Origin of the sequence: Amycolatopsis sp. cmx-11-32 (assembly GCF_047608695.1) — a bacterium.
In the GTDB taxonomy this organism is placed as follows: Bacteria; Actinomycetota; Actinomycetes; order Mycobacteriales; family Pseudonocardiaceae; genus Amycolatopsis.
Map to the genome: position 1 here is coordinate 680,241 of NZ_JADNQN010000005.1, position 19,074 is coordinate 699,314.

The 19,074-nt window shown below is 66.7% G+C and carries 18 protein-coding genes and 1 pseudogene; 8 read left to right on the forward strand and 11 right to left on the reverse strand.

Annotated elements, in window-relative coordinates; translation table 11 throughout:
- The first annotated feature begins 56 nt into the window (after positions 1-56).
- Both ACM6LR_RS19455 and ACM6LR_RS19460 read left to right on the forward strand, forming a co-directional pair.
- A complete protein-coding gene (locus ACM6LR_RS19455; protein WP_414937171.1) occupies positions 57-689 on the forward strand; it encodes a TetR/AcrR family transcriptional regulator in 633 nt (210 codons plus the stop codon).
- An 88-nt stretch (positions 690-777) separates the two neighbouring features.
- Complete coding sequence (locus ACM6LR_RS19460; RefSeq protein WP_414944264.1) at positions 778-2,304, forward strand: MDR family MFS transporter; 1,527 nt, start codon at positions 778-780, stop codon at positions 2,302-2,304.
- A gap of 94 nt (positions 2,305-2,398) precedes the next feature.
- Here the strand turns inward: ACM6LR_RS19460 and ACM6LR_RS19465 are convergent, their stop codons facing one another.
- The gene (locus ACM6LR_RS19465; protein WP_414937170.1) at positions 2,399-2,650 is read right to left on the reverse strand and encodes a WhiB family transcriptional regulator; all 252 of its coding nucleotides are present in this window, start codon (positions 2,648-2,650) and stop codon (positions 2,399-2,401) included.
- 189 nt (positions 2,651-2,839) lie between these two features.
- Between ACM6LR_RS19465 and shbA the strand changes: the two genes are divergently transcribed.
- Positions 2,840-4,018: an RNA polymerase sigma factor ShbA gene (shbA, locus tag ACM6LR_RS19470; RefSeq protein ID WP_414937169.1), complete on the forward strand. Its 1,179-nt coding sequence runs from the start codon at positions 2,840-2,842 to the stop codon at positions 4,016-4,018.
- Positions 4,019-4,170: 152 nt separating this feature from the next.
- On the opposite strand, the gene ACM6LR_RS19475 is transcribed toward shbA, so the two are convergent.
- Positions 4,171-4,752: a hypothetical protein gene (locus ACM6LR_RS19475; protein ID WP_414937168.1), complete on the reverse strand. Its 582-nt coding sequence runs from the start codon at positions 4,750-4,752 to the stop codon at positions 4,171-4,173.
- A gap of 221 nt (positions 4,753-4,973) precedes the next feature.
- Between ACM6LR_RS19475 and ACM6LR_RS19480 the strand changes: the two genes are divergently transcribed.
- Positions 4,974-5,252, forward strand: a complete 279-nt coding sequence (locus tag ACM6LR_RS19480) for a DUF3892 domain-containing protein (protein ID WP_414937167.1) — start codon at positions 4,974-4,976, stop codon at positions 5,250-5,252.
- A gap of 413 nt (positions 5,253-5,665) precedes the next feature.
- Here ACM6LR_RS19480 and ACM6LR_RS19485 read toward each other — a convergent pair whose 3' ends face one another.
- Positions 5,666-6,166, reverse strand: coding sequence for a DNA cytosine methyltransferase (locus ACM6LR_RS19485; protein WP_414937166.1), 501 nt, complete (start codon positions 6,164-6,166; stop codon positions 5,666-5,668).
- A 621-nt stretch (positions 6,167-6,787) separates the two neighbouring features.
- On the opposite strand from ACM6LR_RS19485, the gene ACM6LR_RS19490 reads away from it, so the two are divergent.
- Together ACM6LR_RS19490 and ACM6LR_RS19495 are read left to right on the forward strand one after the other, a co-directional pair.
- Positions 6,788-7,303 carry a pyridoxamine 5'-phosphate oxidase family protein gene (locus ACM6LR_RS19490; RefSeq protein WP_414937165.1) on the forward strand — a complete coding sequence of 172 codons (516 nt, stop codon included), beginning with the start codon at positions 6,788-6,790 and terminating at the stop codon, positions 7,301-7,303.
- 497 nt (positions 7,304-7,800) lie between these two features.
- Positions 7,801-8,244 carry a hypothetical protein gene (locus ACM6LR_RS19495; RefSeq protein ID WP_414944237.1) on the forward strand — a complete coding sequence of 148 codons (444 nt, stop codon included), beginning with the start codon at positions 7,801-7,803 and terminating at the stop codon, positions 8,242-8,244.
- Between the two features lie 786 nt (positions 8,245-9,030).
- Here ACM6LR_RS19495 and ACM6LR_RS19500 read toward each other — a convergent pair.
- The 6 genes and pseudogenes from ACM6LR_RS19500 to ACM6LR_RS19525 form a co-directional block, all read right to left on the reverse strand.
- Positions 9,031-10,539 carry a pentapeptide repeat-containing protein gene (locus ACM6LR_RS19500; RefSeq protein ID WP_414944238.1) on the reverse strand — a complete coding sequence of 503 codons (1,509 nt, stop codon included), beginning with the start codon at positions 10,537-10,539 and terminating at the stop codon, positions 9,031-9,033.
- Positions 10,540-11,081: 542 nt separating this feature from the next.
- Positions 11,082-11,297: a hypothetical protein gene (locus ACM6LR_RS19505; protein WP_414937161.1), complete on the reverse strand. Its 216-nt coding sequence runs from the start codon at positions 11,295-11,297 to the stop codon at positions 11,082-11,084.
- Positions 11,298-11,541: 244 nt separating this feature from the next.
- The gene (locus ACM6LR_RS19510) at positions 11,542-12,393 is read right to left on the reverse strand and encodes a hypothetical protein (RefSeq protein WP_414944239.1); all 852 of its coding nucleotides are present in this window, start codon (positions 12,391-12,393) and stop codon (positions 11,542-11,544) included.
- Between the two features lie 386 nt (positions 12,394-12,779).
- A complete protein-coding gene (locus ACM6LR_RS19515) occupies positions 12,780-14,324 on the reverse strand; it encodes a hypothetical protein (RefSeq protein ID WP_414937159.1) in 1,545 nt (514 codons plus the stop codon).
- Positions 14,325-14,498: 174 nt separating this feature from the next.
- Positions 14,499-14,761, reverse strand: a pseudogene (locus ACM6LR_RS19520) (PadR family transcriptional regulator); the annotation flags it as partial.
- Positions 14,762-15,147: 386 nt separating this feature from the next.
- Positions 15,148-15,879, reverse strand: a complete 732-nt coding sequence (locus tag ACM6LR_RS19525) for a ZIP family metal transporter (RefSeq protein ID WP_414944240.1) — start codon at positions 15,877-15,879, stop codon at positions 15,148-15,150.
- A gap of 249 nt (positions 15,880-16,128) precedes the next feature.
- Here ACM6LR_RS19525 and ACM6LR_RS19530 point away from each other — a divergent pair, with 249 nt between their 5' ends.
- The gene (locus ACM6LR_RS19530) at positions 16,129-16,263 is read left to right on the forward strand and encodes a hypothetical protein (RefSeq protein ID WP_414944241.1); all 135 of its coding nucleotides are present in this window, start codon (positions 16,129-16,131) and stop codon (positions 16,261-16,263) included.
- A gap of 180 nt (positions 16,264-16,443) precedes the next feature.
- On the opposite strand, the gene ACM6LR_RS19535 is transcribed toward ACM6LR_RS19530, so the two are convergent.
- A complete protein-coding gene (locus tag ACM6LR_RS19535) occupies positions 16,444-16,980 on the reverse strand; it encodes a DUF2087 domain-containing protein (RefSeq protein WP_414937156.1) in 537 nt (178 codons plus the stop codon).
- A 157-nt stretch (positions 16,981-17,137) separates the two neighbouring features.
- Positions 17,138-17,686, reverse strand: a complete 549-nt coding sequence (locus tag ACM6LR_RS19540; RefSeq protein WP_414944242.1) for a CGNR zinc finger domain-containing protein — start codon at positions 17,684-17,686, stop codon at positions 17,138-17,140.
- Between the two features lie 100 nt (positions 17,687-17,786).
- On the opposite strand from ACM6LR_RS19540, the gene ACM6LR_RS19545 reads away from it, so the two are divergent.
- Positions 17,787-18,668, forward strand: a complete 882-nt coding sequence (locus ACM6LR_RS19545; RefSeq protein ID WP_414937154.1) for an alpha/beta fold hydrolase — start codon at positions 17,787-17,789, stop codon at positions 18,666-18,668.
- Positions 18,669-19,074: the final 406 nt, after the last annotated feature.

A 19,074-nucleotide genomic window follows, 5' to 3' on the forward strand; every position in this document is an offset into this window, starting at 1 on the left:
GTGGCACGGTTCACAAACTGCAATTTTGCAGTCTCTGCATCTTTAGGCGTATCGTGATGCTCGTGTCCGAACCCGTCAAAGGTCTCCGCGAGCGCAAGCGGCTGGAAACCCACCGCGCACTGGCGACCACCGCCGTCCGGCTCGTCGCCGAACGCGGTCTGGACCAAGTGACGGTCGAGGACATCAGCGCGGCGGCAGGGGTCTCGTCGCGCACCTTCTTCAACTACTTCGCGTCCAAAGAGGACGCTGTCGTCATCGCGCACGCCGACACCGCCGAGCGATCGCGGCGCACCATCGAAAAATTCCTTGCCACGCCGAAGGAAGTCGGCACTCCGCGCGCTTTCGTCGATGCACTGAAAGAGGAAATCGCCCACATCGACGAAAACCGCGAAGAGTGGCTCGGCCGAATGAAGGCGATCCACGAGAACGCCACCCTGCATTCGCGCGCGGTGGCTATGAACCACGACACCGTCGCGCCGACGATCGAGGCCATCGCGCGGCGCGCCGGCGTGGATCCCAAGGCGGATCTGTACCCGACGTTGCTGCTGTCCACGCTCGGCGGCGCGGTCAACGCCGCGCTCATCCTCTGGTACCAGCAGGACGGCCGGGTGTCCGCGCTCGAGCTACTGGACGAAGCCGTCGAAATGCTTCTCGCGGGGCTCCCGGAGCCCGGCGGCCGCGCGCACTGACGCGCCCGGCACCACAGAAACACGAAGGGGGACAGCTGTGTCCGTATCCATGACCGAACCACGAGAACCGGACGCCGCACCGGGCTCGATGGGCCGCAAACAGGTTCTCGAAGCCATGTCGGGGCTGATGATGGGCATGTTCGTGGCCATCCTCGCCTCGACGGTGGTCGCGAACGCCTTGCCGCGCATCGTTTCCGAACTCGGGGGCTCCCAGTCGTCCTACACCTGGGTGGTCACCACCGAACTGCTCGCGATGACCGCGACGGTTCCGCTCTGGGGCAAACTTTCCGACCTGTACAACAAGAAACTGCTGATCCAGCTCTCACTCGGGCTGTTCGTGGTCGGTTCGCTGGTCGCCGGGTTCGCGGGCAACATCGAGCTCCTGATCGGCAGCCGGGTCGCGCAGGGCATCGGCGCGGGCGGGCTCACCGCGCTCGCGCAGGTGATCATGGCGGCCATCGTCTCGCCACGTGAACTCGGAAAGTACTCGGGGATCTTCGGTGCCGTGTTCGCCGTCGGGACCATCGCGGGCCCGCTGATCGGCGGCGTCATGGTGGACACCTCGTGGCTCGGCTGGCGCTGGTGCTTCTTCCTCGGCGTCCCGTTCGCGATCGCGGCGATCCTGCTGCTGCAGCGCACCCTGAACCTGCCGACGATCCGGCGTGAGGTGAAGGTCGACTACCTCGGCGCGTTCCTGATCATGGCGGGCGTCTCGACACTGCTGGTCTGGTCTTCACTGGCCGGGCACCAGTTCGCGTGGGGTTCGTGGTGGACGGCCTGCCTGGTGACCGCGGGAGTGGTCATCCTCGCCCTCGCCGTCTACGTCGAATCGAAGGTGGCCGAGCCGATCCTGCCGCTGGGCCTGTTCCGCAACCGCACGATCACGCTGACCACCCTCGCGAGTTTCCTCGTCGGTGTCGCGATGTTCGGCGGGACAGTGTTCCTGTCGCAGTATTTCCAGCTGTCACTCGGCAAGTCGCCGACGGTCGCGGGGCTGCTGAGCCTGCCGATGATCTTCGGCCTCCTCGTCTCCTCCACGGTTTCGGGCCAGCTGATCAGCCGGACCGGCAAGTGGAAGAGCCACCTGCTGCTCGGGTCAGCCCTGATGACCGTGGGCCTCGCTCTGCTGGGCACGCTCGACGCGAAGACGAACCTCGTCGTACTCGGTGCGTACATGGTGGTCCTCGGGGTCGGCGTCGGCATGCTGATGCAGAACCTGGTCCTGGTGGCGCAGAACGACGTCGGCGCACACGATCTCGGCACGGCGACCTCCACGCTGTCGTTCTTCCGCAGTCTCGGCGGCTCGATCGGCGTGAGCGCGCTGGGCGCCGTGCTCGCGAACCGGGTCACCGCCCTGATCACCGAGGGCATCGGCCCGCTGCCTCAGGGTGGCGAGGGCGGCAACGCGGTGCCGAACATCGCCACGTTGCCCGAACCGGTCGCGAACGTCGTCCGCGAGGCCTACGGGGAGGCGACCAGCGAGTTGTTCCTGATCAGCGCGCCGATCGCGCTGCTGGTGATCGTCGCCGTCGCCTTCCTCAAGCACAAGCCGTTGAAGACCCAGTCTGGGAACGAGCGACTGGCCGAGGAGACCGTGGCGGACGCGGTCGCCTGACCCACCACGAAGAGGGCCCGGTTCGCCGAACCGGGCCCCTCTTTTTTCGCGCACGAGATCCACAGAGGAAATTCAGTCGCGCGTTTGAGTGGTTTCAGGCGGCATTGCCGACGCGAACCAGGCGGCGCCGTTCACTGCCGGTCAGCCCGCCGAAAACGCCATCAGCCAGTCCGTTGTCCAGCGCGAAGGCCAGGCAGGCCGAAGTGACCGGGCACCGCGCGCAGACGGCTTTCGCCATGGCTGCCTGCCGTGCTCCGGGACCGGTCTCGGTGACCGGGAAGAACAGTTCGGGATCCTCACCTTGGCAAGCGGCCTCGCTCAGGGCACTCACCATCCTCGTTTCCATTTTCCTATCACCTCCTTTTCTCCGATTTTCGCTTCCGCGTCAAACGACTTCCGTTCGCAGCCGGGTAACCACGCACGGCGGGAACTCAAACATCACCTTTACCGAAACGTTACACTTGGCGGTCCGCTCACCGCACCTGTCCTGATGAGGGCATGCGCGTCAGGCGACTGAGAGCGGTGAGTGCGGGTGATGAGCCACGACGAGTTCGACGACTTCTTCCACGCCGAATTCGCGCTGCTCACCGGCTTTCTCTGCAAGGCGGGGTTCGCACTCGATCCGGCGCGGGACGCGGCGGCGGAGGCGATGCTCAACGCCTACGAGGACTGGCGGACCATCACCCAGCCGAAAATTTGGGTCCGCCGCGTCGGGCACCGGCGAGCGAAGGAGCAGACCGCGGTCCGGGGGAACTGGGCCTTCACCGACGCCGGCAGGGAGGACAAGCTCACGGTTCTCGCCGACGAGGCGTCGTCCGTCCTGACCATGCTGGGGCGGCTGCCGAAACGCCAGCAGCTCGGCATGGCCTGGGCACTGGACGGCTTCACGTCACGGGAGATCGCCGGGGTGCTCGGGATCGCGGACGAGGCGGTCAGCGCGACCTTGCGCCACGCGCGCGGCCGGCTGGAGGAGCACGACCCCGAGTTCGTCGGCCACCTGGACAACGCCAACGGAGCCTTCGTCGACGCGCTGAGGGTGGGGCTCGACGTCGAAGACACCCTGTCCCGGATCAAGAACCGCGCGATGATCCGGGAACTCGCACTGGTGGAGCCGGGCGCTCCGGCGAAGGCGGAGCCCGAACAGGTGACGCCGACCCACTGGCACTCCCTCGACGCGCCCGTCGAGGCCGCCGGACAAGGTGACCGCCGGGCGCTGGAGCACCTGCTGGCCACCATCCGCCCGCTCGTGATCAAGTACTGCCGGGCGCGGATCGGCAGACAGGAACGGACGTACGCCTCCGCGGACGACGTCGCGCAGGAGGTCTGCGTGGCGATCCTCCGCGCACTGCCCTCCTACCGCGAACGAGGACGGCCGTTCCTCGCCTTCGTCTACGGCATCGCCCAGCACAAGGTCGCCGACGCCCGCCGTGCCGCCGCCCGCAACCGCTCCGAGCCCGTCGCCGAAGTCCCCGACGGGGTCTCGGATTCAGCGGGCCCGGAACAGCACGCACTGCACAACGAATTGAGCGACCGGATGGGTGAGCTGCTGCGGATCCTGCCCGCCAAACAGCGCGAGATCGTCGTCCTGCGCATCGTCGTCGGTTTGTCGGCGGAGGAAACGGCCAAGTCGGTCGGTTCGACGGCGGGCGCGGTACGCGTCGCCCAGCACCGCGCTTTGACGCGACTCCGCAAAATCTTGCTGGAAAACCCGTGAGCGGTGCGCCTGCCACGTCTGACCAGCAAGATCTTGCCGCTCCGGCACAGCCGAGTGGGGAAGATCGGGACGTTGAACGTCTTGGATCTTCCCCACTCGGCCCTGTCTCGCATCATCATCCCGGTGCGAGACGGGGTTGGCGGACAACCTGCTCAAGGGCGGCAGCGTTGCGCGGTCGCCGCGGCCGTCTTCAACTCGGGAGCCCCCAGGATGGCCGCGACCGGATCAAGTGCGCTGTGCGTGTCCTTCTGGGCGGCGATGAGCCCCTCGACCGCGCGACCTTGCGCCGCCGTGTCGTTCTTCCCCGCCGCGTCCAGGTCGGCCTTCGCTTTCACGGTCTTGTCACGTGCCGAGGTGTACTTCGCGAGGAAGTCCTGCTTCGCCACCTCTCCGGCCGGAACCGGCGCGGCGGGCAGAGCACCGAGGCCGTCGACCGTCTTGATCAGAATGGCCGCGTAGTGCCCGAGCTGGTCGCTCGTGCTCTTCTTGATGGCTTCGACGGTGTCGCCGCTCGCCGACTGCATCTTGTTGTTGCCGTCGATGAAATCCTTGACCGCGCCGCAGAATCCGTTCATCCAGGTCACCGCGGCGGCGGAATCCGCGACGGACGACGAAGGCGGTGCCTGCGCGGCCTGCGGGGCCGGGTCCGGCGCGCAACCGGCCAGAACCATCGCGGTCAGGACGCTTCCCGTCGAACCCAGGAGTCCGGCCGATGTCTTGTGGGCAGCGCACATGTCTGTTTCCCCTCTCCACCGGCTGGTGTTCCCCGCCGGCGAAAGGACTTTGACACGGCGGAACGGCCGCGGTCTGCGTCATCTGACTCAGAACGGGCGGCCCGCTCGAACTCGTAACGTTCGAGGCACGGCCCCCGGGTGGCGTAACGGGGTGCGGGCAGGCGGCGAGTACAGCATTACCCCTGTTCGCTTCGAGGGAACCCAGCCGAAGAGGTAGCACCATGGCCATCAAGATCATCGCAGCGCGGCTCGAAGGTGGGAAGTTCCACGAGAACATCGCAAAACTGCGCTGGATCAACCCCGGCAGCGGCGAAACCGGTGAGAGTTTCGTTTCGGCGATCGTGGCATGGATCGAGGACGACGACGGGAAGGCCTACGTCGACGAAGGAATCCACCGGGTGGCCGTGGAGATCATCAAGCCCACCTTCGGCCCCGAGTTCCTCCGCACGCGAGCCGACGGCATCTGGAAGAACAACCTGCTGGACCTTCCACGCTTCTGAGCGGGAAAGTCCACAATGGATGGTGGGGTGTCGTGAGTGGTAAGGACGATTAGAACCGAAGCCGTCCTTATCACTCACGACTTTGCCTGACAGTGGGCCGGGTCGGGCTCGAACCGACGGCCAAATCTCTCACCGACCGCCGCACCGTCTACCGTCCGCCGGATCCAGGGCCGCCCGCTACCCCGGCGACCCCCGAACGGTTGCGCGTCTCCTGCCTCCCCCTGCCAGCTGCTCAACCTCCTCGCTGTGAGGTGGGTTCGGTGGCAGGCATGGAGTTCTCGTGCGCGGGCGGCGACCGCGATCAACGGGCACCCGGCGCGGCTGGGGTCGCCGGGTACGGGGCGGGACGGCCGGTGATGAGTTCCCATCGGTGTACGGCGGCGGTGTACTCACCCCAGTTCACCGGCCCGGGTTCACCGCGTGCTGTGCGGTGGGAGCGCGGTGCGCGGGCGGTCGTCACGGTCTTCACCTCTTTCCGCGCTCGGGGTTTCGACGTGGGTGTGGTGACGGCGATGACGACCGAGGGCAGCATCAGATCGCCTTTCGAGCCGCGCTGCGCGGGACAGCCTGTGGTGCCGTCGGTCGCGCGCGGGGTCGGCGGCAGTCGTGGAGTGGTCCTGACAGGGGAAGCCCGCCGTGAGCACCTCGACCGGTGCCACGGAGACGAAGTCGACCGCGCGCAAATCGCCCAGGTTCGGCACACCGGGCAGGCGCGCGGCGAGGATCGCGGCCGCGTGCGGGTCGACCTCGCAGTACCATGCGACGCGCCCGCCGAGCACGGCCGCGACACCGAGGTCGAGACCGGCCACGCCGGTGCACAGCGACCCGATGACCGGACCGTCGGTGGCAACGAATCGCAGGTCTTCCCGGACCTCACCGGTGCGGGCGAGGGTGTCCTCGTGCGGGGTGTTCATCGCCGCTCCCCTCTCGTGCTGTCCGGCCGCGCGGGCGGGCGTGTTCGCTGAGTGCGGAGTAGGCCGGTATGCCCAGGCCTCGCACCAGCGGGCCCACGCGGTGAGGGTTGTGACGCGGCGCGCCGCCCGGTGTCGAGCTGGTGGTTCGGCCGGCGCAGGGTGTGCTGAAGCCGGGTGTGCCAGGCCAGGGCGTGGGTCAGGCAGTTGGACTCGCTGCGATGACTCGGAGAACATCCCGGCAGATAGCGGCCGCTGTAACTCCACGCGGCGGAGTCGCTGGAGCGGATCGCGTCGCCGTAGCGGGCCTGCCCGACTGTTTTGACACCGAAGCAGTGCAGCCGCAGGCCCCGCGCGCGTAGGGACCTCACGATGCGTTCGACCTGCCCGCTGTCCTGGCGCCGTTGTCGCGGCAGTGGCCATGCCTGTTGCGAGCGTGTCGCGTTGCTACCAGCGGTCGGACTCTGTCGGCGCCGGATAAGGCGACATTAGACGGTGAAGGGTGTCGACGACGGCCAGGTGGTGGCGTGCCGAGTTCGGTGAGGTGATGTGACTTTGCGGCGCCGTCTTCGTCTGCCGCCGTGCGATGCTGAGGATGGTCCAGCGGTGGCTATTGTGGGGCTGATGCGTGAAACACCCGAAGAACTCAATGAGCTCCAGGCCCTGCTCGACGCCTCCCTGTCCCGCTCCACCGATCACCTCCGTTCGATCGTCACCGAGCGCACTTTGACCGCCGAGCAGCTCACCCAGATCCTGATCGGCATGTGCACTCTCGCCCTGTCCACCGTGACGGCGAAGGGCGAGCCGCGGATCAGCGGCGTGGACGGGCACTTCCTGCACGGCAAGTGGTACTTCGGCACAGCACGCAACGCCGCCAAGGCCCGCCACCTCGCGGCCCGCCCCGCCGCCAGCGTCGCGCACATGCGCGGCGAGGACCTGGGAGTGTTCACGCACGGCACGGTGGAGATACTCAACCCCGAGGACGACGAGACGGCCGCAGAATGGCCAGACCTGCTCACGTACTTCAAGGACTTCTACGGCGATCACACCGAGTGGGACAAGGACGTGTTCTACTACCGGCTGCGTCCGCACTGGATGACCGTCTACGCCGCCGATGCCGCGAAGCTCATCGCCAAGTGACCGCTGGCTCACGAAACAGGCCCTCTGGGCGGCTGGTGTCGAACTCTCCAACACCAGCCACCCGCTGATCCTCGGCTACCTGACGGTGGGGAGGTTGCGGACGTTGTTCGGCGAGTTGGCGGGCTGTCGAAGCCGGAGGATCTCTCCGTGCTGCGCGGCGAGTTGTGACAACGCGGGCTCCTTGTACGCGGTTCGAGTATGCGAGGCGCCGAAGCGGTTCGCCATCAACCGGTGAAGACCGACATCCCGAACACGAGCAACGATGCCACCGAGCCCGCGCTGAAACCTGACGCGATACACCTAGGGGCGTGTCTGACAAATAGGCAGGGTTCAGGTGGACAGACAGGTGCACCGACCGAGCCCGTCCGCGACCACAGACGGCGGCCCTGTCGGGACAGGCGATACGACGGAGGTCGGGAATGGCCGCGACGTACAATCGCGGCGAGGGCGAAGCGCCAGGCCGAGATTCCGGGCACCGGGGTGAGGGAGGGGTCGGGATGTTCGGTCGGAAGAAGAATCTCAACGATCTGATGGCGCAGCTCAGGCCCGACCTGAGTCGGGAATCGCTCGGCGTCGGGCCCGCCTTCCCGGGTGTCGCCCCGAACCCGCTCCTGAGCAGTGATGCGTGGAAGCGCAATGCGGAACTGCGTACGGGGGCGCTTGCGCTCGGCGTACTCGTCGACTGGCGGGAGGTCAGCAGCGACGGCAGTCCACGCGTGGTCCTGATGTTCGACGTGGAGACCGCCGGCGGCATCTCGTTCCGCGGTATCGCAGACGAAGACCTCACGATCACCGAGCTCACCCGACTCGCCCCAGGACAGACGTTGCCCGTGCGCTACCGGCCGGCCGTCATGGACCACTACGTCTCCCTTGCCCGGGACGCGGACCCCGCCCACGTGCGGCAGCTCTCTGACCAGATCGCAAGCCGCAAGCGGACCTGACCCGAAGCCATCGGCCGGATCCCTAGTCCGCGCGCAGGACCGCCCCCTGGGGCAACCGGTCCTGCGCGCGGACTTCTCATGACTCCGGTGCGCTGGTCCAGCCCCCCGCTAGCGCCGCGATCGCCTACGCCACCGGTTAAGCGGGCGATGCCCGCGATGACCACCAGCAGATCCAGGCTGTCCGGGTCGGTGTCGGCGGCGGTACCGAAGTACTGGAAGAGCTTCTGAGTCTGGCGGGAACCGTGTCCGGCGGCTTGCGGCAGCGCGGTGGTGAACGCCTGCGAGCCGGCGGCGCGCCGGGCCCGGTAGCCGGCGCGCAGGGCCTCGCCGAGCAGAGTCGGCGCGAGGGCGCTCTTGCCCGCGGCGCCAGTGACCACCACCACGGCCCTTACCCCGTCCTCGTCGGCGAGGCACCGCCGCACGTGGCTGAGGACGGCCTGCTGACCGTCGGACAGAGCGAACACGCCGGCGTGGGTGAGCGAGTGCCCCGCGGGTCGGGCCGATCTGGAATTCCGTCGGTATCCACCCGGGTGGGTATTGGCTGGCCTGTCCACCGAGGGAGGCGTTGACCCGTTGGGTTTGATCATGCCATTCGACCCCTCGAATTTCCGGTCCAGGTGGTGTCCGGTGCGTGACCGACCCGCCCCTGATACGGGGTTCCGGCGTCGAGTACCCGGCCCTTCCCGCGAAGACCGGTCCCCGTACCGCCACGGCACCGGGCACCCACCCATGATCCTGGCAGTCCACATCAGCAAAGTCGATCTTCTTCCGAACGCGTCAAATGAGTCAGAGAGGACCCGATTCGTCGCTGTTGCCGGAGGCAAACGGGGGGTGAAAAGGCTTGCCCGCCTGAGTGGCTTCGGCGAAGACGCTCACGCCGCCAAAGGTCGCTTCGTTGAACCAGGCCCCGCCACTGAAGACCACCTGGTGGAACCAGGCGTCACCCGTGAAGGCCGCTTCGTTGAACCAAGCACTACGAGTGAAGGTCGCCTCGTGGAACCAGACGTCACCCGCGAAGGCCGCTTCGTTGAACCAAGCACTACGAGTGAAGGTCGCCTCGTGGAACCAGACGTCACCCGCGAAGGCCGCTTTTTGGAAGGAGGCTTCGCGGGTGAAGGTCGCCGCATAGAACCAGGCGTCACCCGCGAAAGCTGCCTTATGGAAAGAGGCTTCGCGGGTGAAGGTCGCCTTGTTGAAGAAGACGTCGCCAGCGAAGGTCACCTCGGAGAACGTGGCGTCGCCGACAAAAGTGACCTGCTGAAAGGCGCTGCTTCCGATCCAGGCGTTGGTCAACGTGAAGTTGATGAGCTGGGCGCCGGTGAGGTCGAGTTCGAGAGGCCCCCAGTAGCGAGTGTTGTCTTGAGGTTTGAGGTGATCGCCGAGTAGGCGTTGGGCGGTGAGCCGGACTTCGCGTTCCTGCGACCTCTCACGGTAGAGCAAGCGTTGCTCGGCGCTGGCGCCGTCTTCGCGGTCCTGTTCGTCCGGGAGATCGTAGGACATGCGCAGGTAGGCACAGCAGACGTTGACGATGGTCTGGCGCAAGGTCTCGTTGTCCTGGGCGAGGCGTTCGAGAGCGTAGAGGCCTCCGAGACGGACAGGGGCTTTGTCGGAGCCGAGCTGTTCGACGGCCTTGAGGTAAAGCTCGTTGACCCGGCGCTCGACCGCGTCGGCACGGGCATCGTCAGCGACGCGCTCCTGGTAGGCATGAGTAGTGGCGGCGACGTTCTGCTGGTGAGCGAGGACTTCGTACTGCTGGGCGAGAGCGCGTTCGCGGTTGTCGAGGTCGGCTTCGGTTGAGTGCTGGCGGCGCCACGCGAGGTAGAGCGCGACCACACCGCCGCTGCCAACGCCGACGCTCAACCCGATCTTCAGCGCGTTCAGCCGCGCGTTCACCAGGTCCGCGTTGTTCAGCCCCTTAGTCGCCGCCCACCACAGTGCGATCACCGCGCCCGCGGTGAGGATCGTGATCACGATGGCGGTCGTCCACATCGCGGCCGGCGTCAGCTCCCGCAGCCGTCTCCCCGAGGTGCTGCTGGGCGCGGGGCGTTCGTCGTCGGTCATGACCATCAACATCGCGGAAACCGGCCGGGATGTTGCAGAGCGTGCACCCGGACCGCTTACTTCGTCCGGGAGGGCGTCGGGGGCGCCGGGTACTACGCGGGCATAGGTGTCTTGATCTTGGGCCGTGGTCGAAGGCTGAGTGGGGTTCCCCGCGGCTGAACAAGAACCCGGCGGGTACACGTCCGGACCATCGAACAGTGAGCACCGGCACAGCGCAGCGGCTGCAAGAGACATTCCATCCGCGCCAGGCTGCGGGTGCTGTCCGCGTTCTGCGACATCTTTGGCTGCACTCCGGCCGATCTGGTGGCCACCACCGCGGAGAACGCCGGCGTCCGTAAGACCGCCACCGGCGACCGGCCCGCACCATCAACCACGGTCACGAAGCTGCGCCCCGCGCCGCCCGCATCCTGCCGGACGCGTGAACCAACCCTACGCCACCGACGAACAATACGAGCGGTGGCACAAGCGAACCGCGCACGCTGCGACCGGTTCGGATTCTTCGCCGCCGTCTGGCCGGAAGGACCGGTCTGCCGCACCTGCGAGTGCCGCGCCCTGCGCGTCCACGGGCGCTGCCCGAGTGCGGAGAGCACCGGATCCTCCCCGGTCTCCGGCCCGCCGACGCCGTCGCGATCTGCACCAGCTGCCCCGGATTCCGCCCGTCCTACGCCTGTTCACATTGCGGCCAGGAGAGCCGGCTGCGCGCGGGCCGCCTCTGCCTTCGCTGCGCCCTGTCCGACCGAGTCGCCGCGCTGCTGGACGACGGCACCGGCCGCCAATCAATTCCACAAGCAACCCGCCGCCGGAGGCTGGCCACCGGCCACCGAGCCCGGTGGCCGGGCAGGTGCTGCCGCGTCCGGTCCGGCACCCCACTCCTCCTCCGCCGCGGCGTCCCCAGGCAGCTTCCCATCGTTGGGCACGAGGGCCATGCGCGTCCGCAACGAGAGTTCGGCCAGAGCGGCGATGCTCGAGGCGTAGGGCGCGTCTTCCCGCATCGGCGTGGACCAGCGGGTTCGCCGAGGAAGCTTTCCCCTGTTGCGTTGACATCGGCAAAAGCGGTCCCGCTGCCCATTCGAACCCGTTCCCATACGAAGAATGCCAACCCCGATCAGTCGGTTCTGCGTCAAAAGATGAGCCAGTCACAGCAGTATCGAGTTGACGCGAGGAACCCTGCCCAGCACCCACGAGCAACGCGGCTCACAACCGGTGCAGTCCCTGACGGACTGAATGATCGGCACTTCACCTCGTCGCCGCATCCTGGCCTGCGGTGCCGTCGGGCAGTTGCGGCTGTGTTTCGGGATTTCCGGCTAGAGAGGCTAAGTAGGCGGCAAACAGGTCTGAAAAGGACACTGCGGAGCCGAGGAGGTCAAGGTGGGAGATCCGCCACGACAGCTCGGCCGACTTGCGCCACGGCACCTCGTCACGCACGTTTGTCAACCAGTGGTAGAACGAAAGCCGCTGCGTCGGCGAGACGCCCGCGACGTTGAGGCCCACCAGCGCGTCAAGCACCGTAGGCTCGTTGCGCATGGCCCATCGCACCAGGTTGGAGTTCGCCAGGAACCGCTGCTCGGCCGCGGTCGGCGGTGCGCCGTGGGAGACGGCGACCACTGCCGCGTGGTCGATGGCGGCCTGCTCGCCACGGCTCCACGCTGCGTCGTGTGCCGAACGGGAGTCCAACTCACCCGCTCGTAACGCGCGCAGGTACTCCGCCCAGGTGCGGGACCCCGGATTGTCGTAATCCCCGCCGGAAAGTCCTAACACCAGTGCCGTGCCACGCTCCAGCGCCTCCAGGCCGACGGCGTTGACCACTGACACCCAATTCCCGCGCGCGCCCAAGCGCTCGTCCCGAAAGAACCACGTCACACCACGAATAGCCTGGAACCGATCGAATCCCGGCACGACCCGGCCGGCGGTGGCCTGCACCTGACTCAGGAACTCCATCCGCCCGGACATGCTCATGGCGTCGAAGACCTGCCACCGGCAGTCCAACGCCGCCGCGCACTCCGCGGGGGTCCGCACCTGCGGCTCGGCGACGGCCGACGCCGGCGTCAGCACGCTCGTGAACACAGCTACCCCGAGCATCACGGCCACCAGACGGGAAACTCTGCCGCTGAGCGCCCGGCCGACCTCGAAACCCGCCGATCGTGTGTCAGTACGCCACATAGGCGGCGACCCTACTGCCCCGGTCCTCAGGCGGAATACGGCCGCGAGGCCGGGTTCACCTCAAAAGGTGACCCGATCGCCGACGCCCACCCGCGCGGGTCTTGCCTACCGCGGTCGGCGACACGGTTTGCCGATGAGTGACATCCCGTCGGCCTCACGACTGGGAACTGCGCCAGATCCGGGGCCACCACCGAGCGCCTGGTTTCGAATACGCCGAACAGCGGCTGCCTCAAACACCGACCATCAAAGGGGATAGCGAGCTAGCCGGCCCAGTCGTACTCCCACCGGTCCGTGCGCCGACGCCGACCGTCGATTCAGGACACTGAGACAAGGTAGAGCTGCGTGGTGCGGGACAAGGGTGCGGAAATGGTCCAGGTTGCGAGGTAGTTCGGTGGTGGGGCGCCGTGGATCCGCAGCAGAGCGAGGTCGGGTTCACGTGGCCGCATGGTGTAGTCGAAAAACGCGAAGTTAACTCTGAGCAGTCCGCGGGTGAATCGTCCGGTACGCGCTTCGAGTTCGACGATCGCTGATGGCATCCGTCCGCGGTCGGAGAACACGTCGAGGATCGCGCAGTCGCAGGTGTAGGCCAGCACACCGATCTCGTCGGCGCTGGCAATGGACCGGCCACTGGCCAGGCGGGCCAGGTCACGTCCGATCCGGGCGTACTGTTCGCTGGAGGTGTAGTTCGTGGTCAAGGGGGCGAAGTCGCGGGGCAGACCGGCATGGGCGTAGCCCGCCACGCTGGTGACAAGCAACGCCGTGACAACGATCAGGCTCAATCCCCGTTCGGCCCGACGGGCGAACCCGGCCGCGACCGCGCAGGCGAACACAGTCGCCGCGACGATGCCGGGTCCGTAATACCAATGGTAGGGCGGCACCTGTAACTGGACGTATGCCAGGCTGTACACCGCCCCGGCCACGGCGAGCACGGCGAACGAAAGCAGCCGACGACTGGCTGTGTCTTTTCGCACCACCAAGCTCAGCCAGCGGATCCCGGCTGGCAACGCCAGCATCACGGGCAGGAACGCCAGCACCGTCTGCCCCGGCATGCCCTGCCAGTAAAGTCCGAGGCCGTTGCCGAATTCCCACTCTCCCCAGGCCCGCTTCGCGCCCTGCAGGGTCTTGATGATCAAGGTGTCCGGGACCGCCGCGCCCAACGCTACCCAGCTGAACACGAACCACGGTGCCGCTACCAGCACGGCACCACGCACGCTGCGTCGGCCACCGACCCAGAATTGTCGCCGGGCCACGAAGATCAACGTCACGAAGATCAGGAGGTCGAGGCGGACCAGCGTCAGTGTCCCGGCGACCACACCGAAGGCGAAGGGACGCCTTTCCACCGAGAGGACGAGCAGCCAGACGAGTCCCGCCGCACCCAGTCCGACCTCCATCCCGATCGAGGACAACAGCAGCGGGTTCACCGTCAGCGCGGTGATCGTGAGAACCGGGAACCAACCGGGCAATCCGGTGGCCACACCGAGTCTGCGCAGGGCGAGCACCAGCACCGCCTGGCACGCCACATACAACACGCCCGCGGCGAGTACCGCGTCCCGCACCACGAACGTCAACACCGCGAGGCAAAGCACATTCAGCGGCGAGGTCGCCGTGTTGGTCGTGCCCTCGGCCAGCAACCCCCAATGCCCATGGAACGCGAGATTGCGGGCATAGCTCAACGCGATGTACGTGTCGTCGATGAGATGGGCGCGCACCAGCATGAACACCAGTGCCGAGGCCATGGCCACCCCGATCGGCAGCCACCCCGCCTGGGGGAGAAAGACCCGCGACCGATCGAGCACCGACCGATCAGTGCTCGATCGGCGCGACATTATTTCAGTCACCATTATTGCTTTGTTCCTCACGAATCCTGTGCACGAGCAATCGCCTGCATCGCCGAAAAGAACAGTGCGGCACGAGAAGCCCTGGCCGGCACTACTGGCACGAGCCATTGATAACCTGGCCGTTCTTCAGGTGATTCGGGCCACCACACCCTTCACGAAACCGAAGTGTCCTGCACCACCCCGGTTCGCCCACTGGTAGCCGGAGGGATTCTCCGGGCTCTTCAGCCATTCCTTGACGTTGGTGACCCGGCTTCGGTGATCGCGTGTCGCTTCCGGTCCGGACCCCCCGCCTCGACGCCGCTCTCTTCGACGAGGCCGTTCTTCAGCAGGCGGTTCAGCGTCGAGTAGACCTGCCCGTAGTGCAGTGGGCGTTCTTGCCGGAACTGCTTTGTCGTAGAGCTGTTTGAGGTCGTAACCGTGCTTCGAGCAGGCCCGAGCAGGGCGTTCCCGATGGACATGCGGCAACTATACACAGTGTGTATACACCCGGTCTATACATCGAGTGCCTAGTTGCTGAAGGGGACTTTCCCCGCATGTCACGCGGTGAAGGGAGCTTTCATCGCGTTGCCCTACGACAGGGTGCCCACTACATCTCCCGTGCCGCGTCTGCGACGCGCGTCAGGGTGTCGACGCAGAGCCGTTGCAGCAGTTCGTCCTTGGTGCGATAGCGCCGGTAAAGGCTTCCCCGTCAGCGGCACCGTCTATCGCGGCTCTCCCGATCGCGTGCTCGCGGACGAGTAAGTGATAGCGATATCGTCCCTTTGCCCGTGTTCTGCGGGAGTCGCGTCGATCTCGCCGCCTTCCTGGCCCGAACCGGCGTCGTCGACCGACCGCGCCTCGCTGGTCAGGCGGCGAGGATGAAAGATAGAAAGAAGCCTCCCGCCGTGGCGAACGCGTTCAGCGGCCGGCCGTGCTCGAACGCCTCAGGCATCAGCGTGTCAGCCAGCGACGCCAGCACCGCCCCGCCGGCGAAGGACAGCGCCACGGCCAGCGCCGCAGCGCTCAACTCCCCCGCGACGAGCCTGCCGAGCACTACCGCGGCGGCCAGCAGCAGCGCACAGATAGCCCACGTCGTGATGACGGCTCGCCTGCTCCGCCCCGACTCCCGCATGGCGACGGCGCCGACCAGCGACTCCGGGAGGTTCGAGAAGAAGATCGCTACGAGCAGCGTCAACGACACCCCACTGGCCAACGACACGCCGAGCGCGAGGTTCTCCGGTACCCCGTCGAGAGTCACCGCGGCGAGCAACGCGAACCCGACGCCGCCGCGCGCCCCGGCTTTCGTCACTTCCCGCTGCTGGGGCCCGGAATGGCCGGTGACATAGCGATCGAGCGCGGAGTCGGCGAGCACGAACACAGCCGCCCCGGCCAGCAGGCCAAACCCGGACCGAACCGCGCCGCCGAGATGGAACGCCTCCTCGAACAGTTCGAAGGCCAGAGCCGAGATCAGCGCCCCACTGGCGAAGGCCAGCAGTACCCCGGTGACCCGCCGCGGCGGGCGCCACAACGAACCGGCGATCGAACCGATCACCAGCGCACTGGAGGCAGCCAGTCCGTACAGCACCGCGGTTAGCATGCCGACCATTCTGGCGCCCATCCCCTCGTCCGCACCAGCCGAACCGAGCGCGCACCAGCGCCACCCAACCCGGATAGCGGGAAACGCACAATCGAAGCCCCGTGTCCGAACACTGAATACCGCCGTTCACGAAGCGATGCGGCACTGGGTCGATGTCCTCGTCACGCACGACCCGAACGATCTACCCGATGTTCCGGCGCAGCGGGTGACCTGACGGCACTTCTCTCTCGCGTGCAGCCAGATCACAGTGTGCGGCTCGCCGACGAGGCCTACGGCAAGGACTACAAGTTCCGCACCTGGCTGGAAACCAGGCGCATCAGCTTCGTCGTGGCAGTGGCCCGCCCACCAGACCATCCCTGCCACGGCCGGCACGTCACGGGCTGACCTTCTGGCAGCACAGCGGCGATCGGGTCGCGCAGCTCGGCGTCGCCGCGTGAGGTGCCGTAGTCGAGTGCCATGTCCGCGAACTCGCCAAGGGCGGCCAGATCAGTTCTGCCCGTGCTCACCCACCCAGCCACCGCGTCCTCCATTCGCAGTGCTGGACCGTCGGTCAGCCGCCGTTCGTCAGCCGCGCTCGTAGCTCGCGCCGGACTTGTCCCTGCGCAGCATGCCCTCGTCCACCAGGGCGCGGCGCAGGGTCACCCAGTCGTCGAACCACTCGCCGCAGATCGCGTTGACCTTGGCTTCGGGATAGGACACGCCGGGTTCGAACGAGTCGCTCACCACCTCCAGCACCCGGCTTCGCACTGTCTTGTCGCCAGGGATGGAGGTCAGGCGGCCGCGCCGGAAGTAGGCGCCTGCTCCGTCCCCGCCTGCTCGCCCGGCGAGCCTGGCTTCCGCTTGGACGGCCAGCTGGAAGGTGTCGTCGATCAGACCGCAGACATGCTTCTCAGGGTCGAAAGAAGCGATTCTGACGTTCGCCAGCTTCTGCAGGGCCGCGGCGGCGGCCGGTGGGCGCAGCCCGGCACGATCGGCGACTTCGGCCACTGTCGTCGCACCGAGGGCGAGGGCCGCGTAGGCGGCGCGCCGGTCGTTCTGGGCGAGCGCGCCCACCAGATCGCGGCAGGAGGGCTGAGGCTGGTCCGCGGGAGGCGTGTTCATGATGTCCGTTCTGGTTGTCGTTCGGGCACCGGGCGGGGGGAGAAGGAATCGCGGGCGTGACTTCCCGATGCTCGCCTCTGCTTGCCGCCCGGTTCGCATGCTTTACGAGTCCGCCTTTCCGGTGCGGTACTGGCGTACGATCGTTGCCGCACCGGCGCTAGTTCGAGCGCTCGCGGTGATAATGACGAGCCGCTTTTGCCCGGTTCCCGCAGGCGGTCATCGAACACCAACGCCGGGTGCCGTTGCGAGTCGTGTCCTCGAAGTACAGCGTGCAAGCCGGATACGCGGAGCACCGCTTGATGCGTTGGGGACGCGCGCGCAGCAACGTCAAGTAGCTGTAGGCGGCGAGCCACGCGGGCCGCCATGCCACCTGCTCGACCTCGAACACGTCTCCGGGTTCACCTCGGCGCAACTCTGGCCGCAGCCGCCCGCGTTTCAGTACCGCGTTCAGCGCACGCTCGGCCGTCTCACTGTGGTTGTCGAGTACCTCGCGTAGCACGGACCGGGTGTGGCGTAACGGTTCTTCCGCGCCGGGAGTGTCCGAGAGACCATGTTCAGCCAGCCACGCAGCGACGCCTGCGGGTTCACCGAACACGTCGTGGTGAACACCACGTTCCGGCCACGTGGTGTTCAACAGGTCGAGCGCGAGCGGTTCACCGGCCAAGGGACGTTGCAGCACACCGATCACCCTACCCTCCGTCGTCATCTTGACAGGTTAGGTCCCACCATGATCTAGTCTAACCGTTCTAAGAACTTTAGACAGTTAGAAATGATCGGCCAGGCCGACCTTGAGGAGTGCCACATCCATGTCTGATATCACCCCGGCCACTGTGCACCACCGAACCGTGACCATCGACGGCCGGCGCGTGTTCTATCGCGAAGCCGGTGACCCAGCCGCTCCCGCGATCGTTCTGCTGCACGGCTTTCCGACGTCGTCCTACATGTTCCGCACGCTGATTCCCGGGCTGGCCGACCGGCACCACGTCATCGCTCCCGACCATCTCGGCTTCGGCTTCTCCGACGCCCCGCCGGTGGATCAGTTCGACTACTCGTTCGAGAACCTGACCACGACCACACTCGGCCTCCTCGACAAACTCGGACTGGACCGCTTCGCCCTCTACATCCAGGACTACGGCGCTCCCATCGGGCTTCGCATCGCCAGCCGGGATCCGGAACGGGTCAGCGCCCTGCTGGTGCAATCCGGAAACGCCTACTTGGAGGGCTTCACGCCGTTCTGGGACGTACTTTTCGCGCACGCCAAGGATCGCGAGACACATGAAGCGGAGGTCCGCCGCCTCCTGGAGCCCGCCGCGACCCGATGGCAGTACACCCACGGCGTCCCCGCAGGCCGAGCCGACCGACTCAGCCCGGACACCTGGACCCTCGACCAAGCCCTGCTCGACCGCCCTGGGAATAAGGACGTCCAGCTCCAGCTGTTCTGGGACTACCAGTTCAATCTTGACGCTTACCCAGCTTTCCAGCGGTACTTCCGCGAGCACCGTCCGCCGACCTTGATCACCTGGGGCGAGCACGATGAGATTTTCGGCGCCGACGGGGCCCACGCCTTCCTCCGCGATCTGCCCGACGCCGAACTTCACCTCCTCGATGCCGGCCACTTCGCCTTGGAAACACACGGATCGGAGATCACCGCCCTCATCCGGAACTTCCTCGAGCGCAACCTACGGTGACTACAGCACCGACGTTCGGCGGGCCGGTTCAGGAATCGGGCTGAGGTTGCCCCGGTGAACCGGACACGCTGATCCCAGACAGTGGTCTGGGGAAGGACGTCCCCCGTGTCGCGTTTGCCGGCAAGGACGCGGTCGAGTTGGTTCGTTCCTCGGATCGGCCGTCTGCGTCAGGTCGCTCGCGAGCTCGGGGTGAATTACGAGCCCCTGCGTAACTGGGTCAAGGTCGCTTGTAGGGTCTCACCGCTGATGACATACCGCCCTTCTGCGACCTGCGGTTTCTCAGCTGTCTCACCGCGATGTCATTCAAGATCAGTCTCGCGACCGCTTCATTTCTTCACCCCTAGCCCGTGCCACGCCGCTGCGGCGCAACGCGCTGAACTGCGGGTCCGGCCTGATCGCTGAAGCA

Excerpts from the sequence above, each read along its gene's own strand:
- ACM6LR_RS19455 (WP_414937171.1), top strand. The coding sequence starts at position 57 with ATGCTCGTGTCCGAACCCGTCAAAGGTCTCCGCGAGCGCAAGCGGCTG.
- ACM6LR_RS19460 (WP_414944264.1), top strand. The coding sequence starts at position 778 with ATGGGCCGCAAACAGGTTCTCGAAGCCATGTCGGGGCTGATGATGGGC.
- ACM6LR_RS19465 (WP_414937170.1), bottom strand. The coding sequence starts at position 2,650 with ATGGAAACGAGGATGGTGAGTGCCCTGAGCGAGGCCGCTTGCCAAGGT.
- shbA (WP_414937169.1), top strand. The coding sequence starts at position 2,840 with ATGAGCCACGACGAGTTCGACGACTTCTTCCACGCCGAATTCGCGCTG.
- ACM6LR_RS19475 (WP_414937168.1), bottom strand. The coding sequence starts at position 4,752 with ATGTGCGCTGCCCACAAGACATCGGCCGGACTCCTGGGTTCGACGGGA.
- ACM6LR_RS19480 (WP_414937167.1), top strand. The coding sequence starts at position 4,974 with ATGGCCATCAAGATCATCGCAGCGCGGCTCGAAGGTGGGAAGTTCCAC.
- ACM6LR_RS19485 (WP_414937166.1), bottom strand. The coding sequence starts at position 6,166 with ATGAACACCCCGCACGAGGACACCCTCGCCCGCACCGGTGAGGTCCGG.
- ACM6LR_RS19490 (WP_414937165.1), top strand. The coding sequence starts at position 6,788 with ATGCGTGAAACACCCGAAGAACTCAATGAGCTCCAGGCCCTGCTCGAC.
- ACM6LR_RS19495 (WP_414944237.1), top strand. The coding sequence starts at position 7,801 with ATGTTCGGTCGGAAGAAGAATCTCAACGATCTGATGGCGCAGCTCAGG.
- ACM6LR_RS19500 (WP_414944238.1), bottom strand. The coding sequence starts at position 10,539 with ATGTCTCTTGCAGCCGCTGCGCTGTGCCGGTGCTCACTGTTCGATGGT.
- ACM6LR_RS19505 (WP_414937161.1), bottom strand. The coding sequence starts at position 11,297 with ATGCGGGAAGACGCGCCCTACGCCTCGAGCATCGCCGCTCTGGCCGAA.
- ACM6LR_RS19525 (WP_414944240.1), bottom strand. The coding sequence starts at position 15,879 with ATGCTAACCGCGGTGCTGTACGGACTGGCTGCCTCCAGTGCGCTGGTG.
- ACM6LR_RS19535 (WP_414937156.1), bottom strand. The coding sequence starts at position 16,980 with ATGAACACGCCTCCCGCGGACCAGCCTCAGCCCTCCTGCCGCGATCTG.
- ACM6LR_RS19540 (WP_414944242.1), bottom strand. The coding sequence starts at position 17,686 with ATGACGACGGAGGGTAGGGTGATCGGTGTGCTGCAACGTCCCTTGGCC.
- ACM6LR_RS19545 (WP_414937154.1), top strand. The coding sequence starts at position 17,787 with ATGTCTGATATCACCCCGGCCACTGTGCACCACCGAACCGTGACCATC.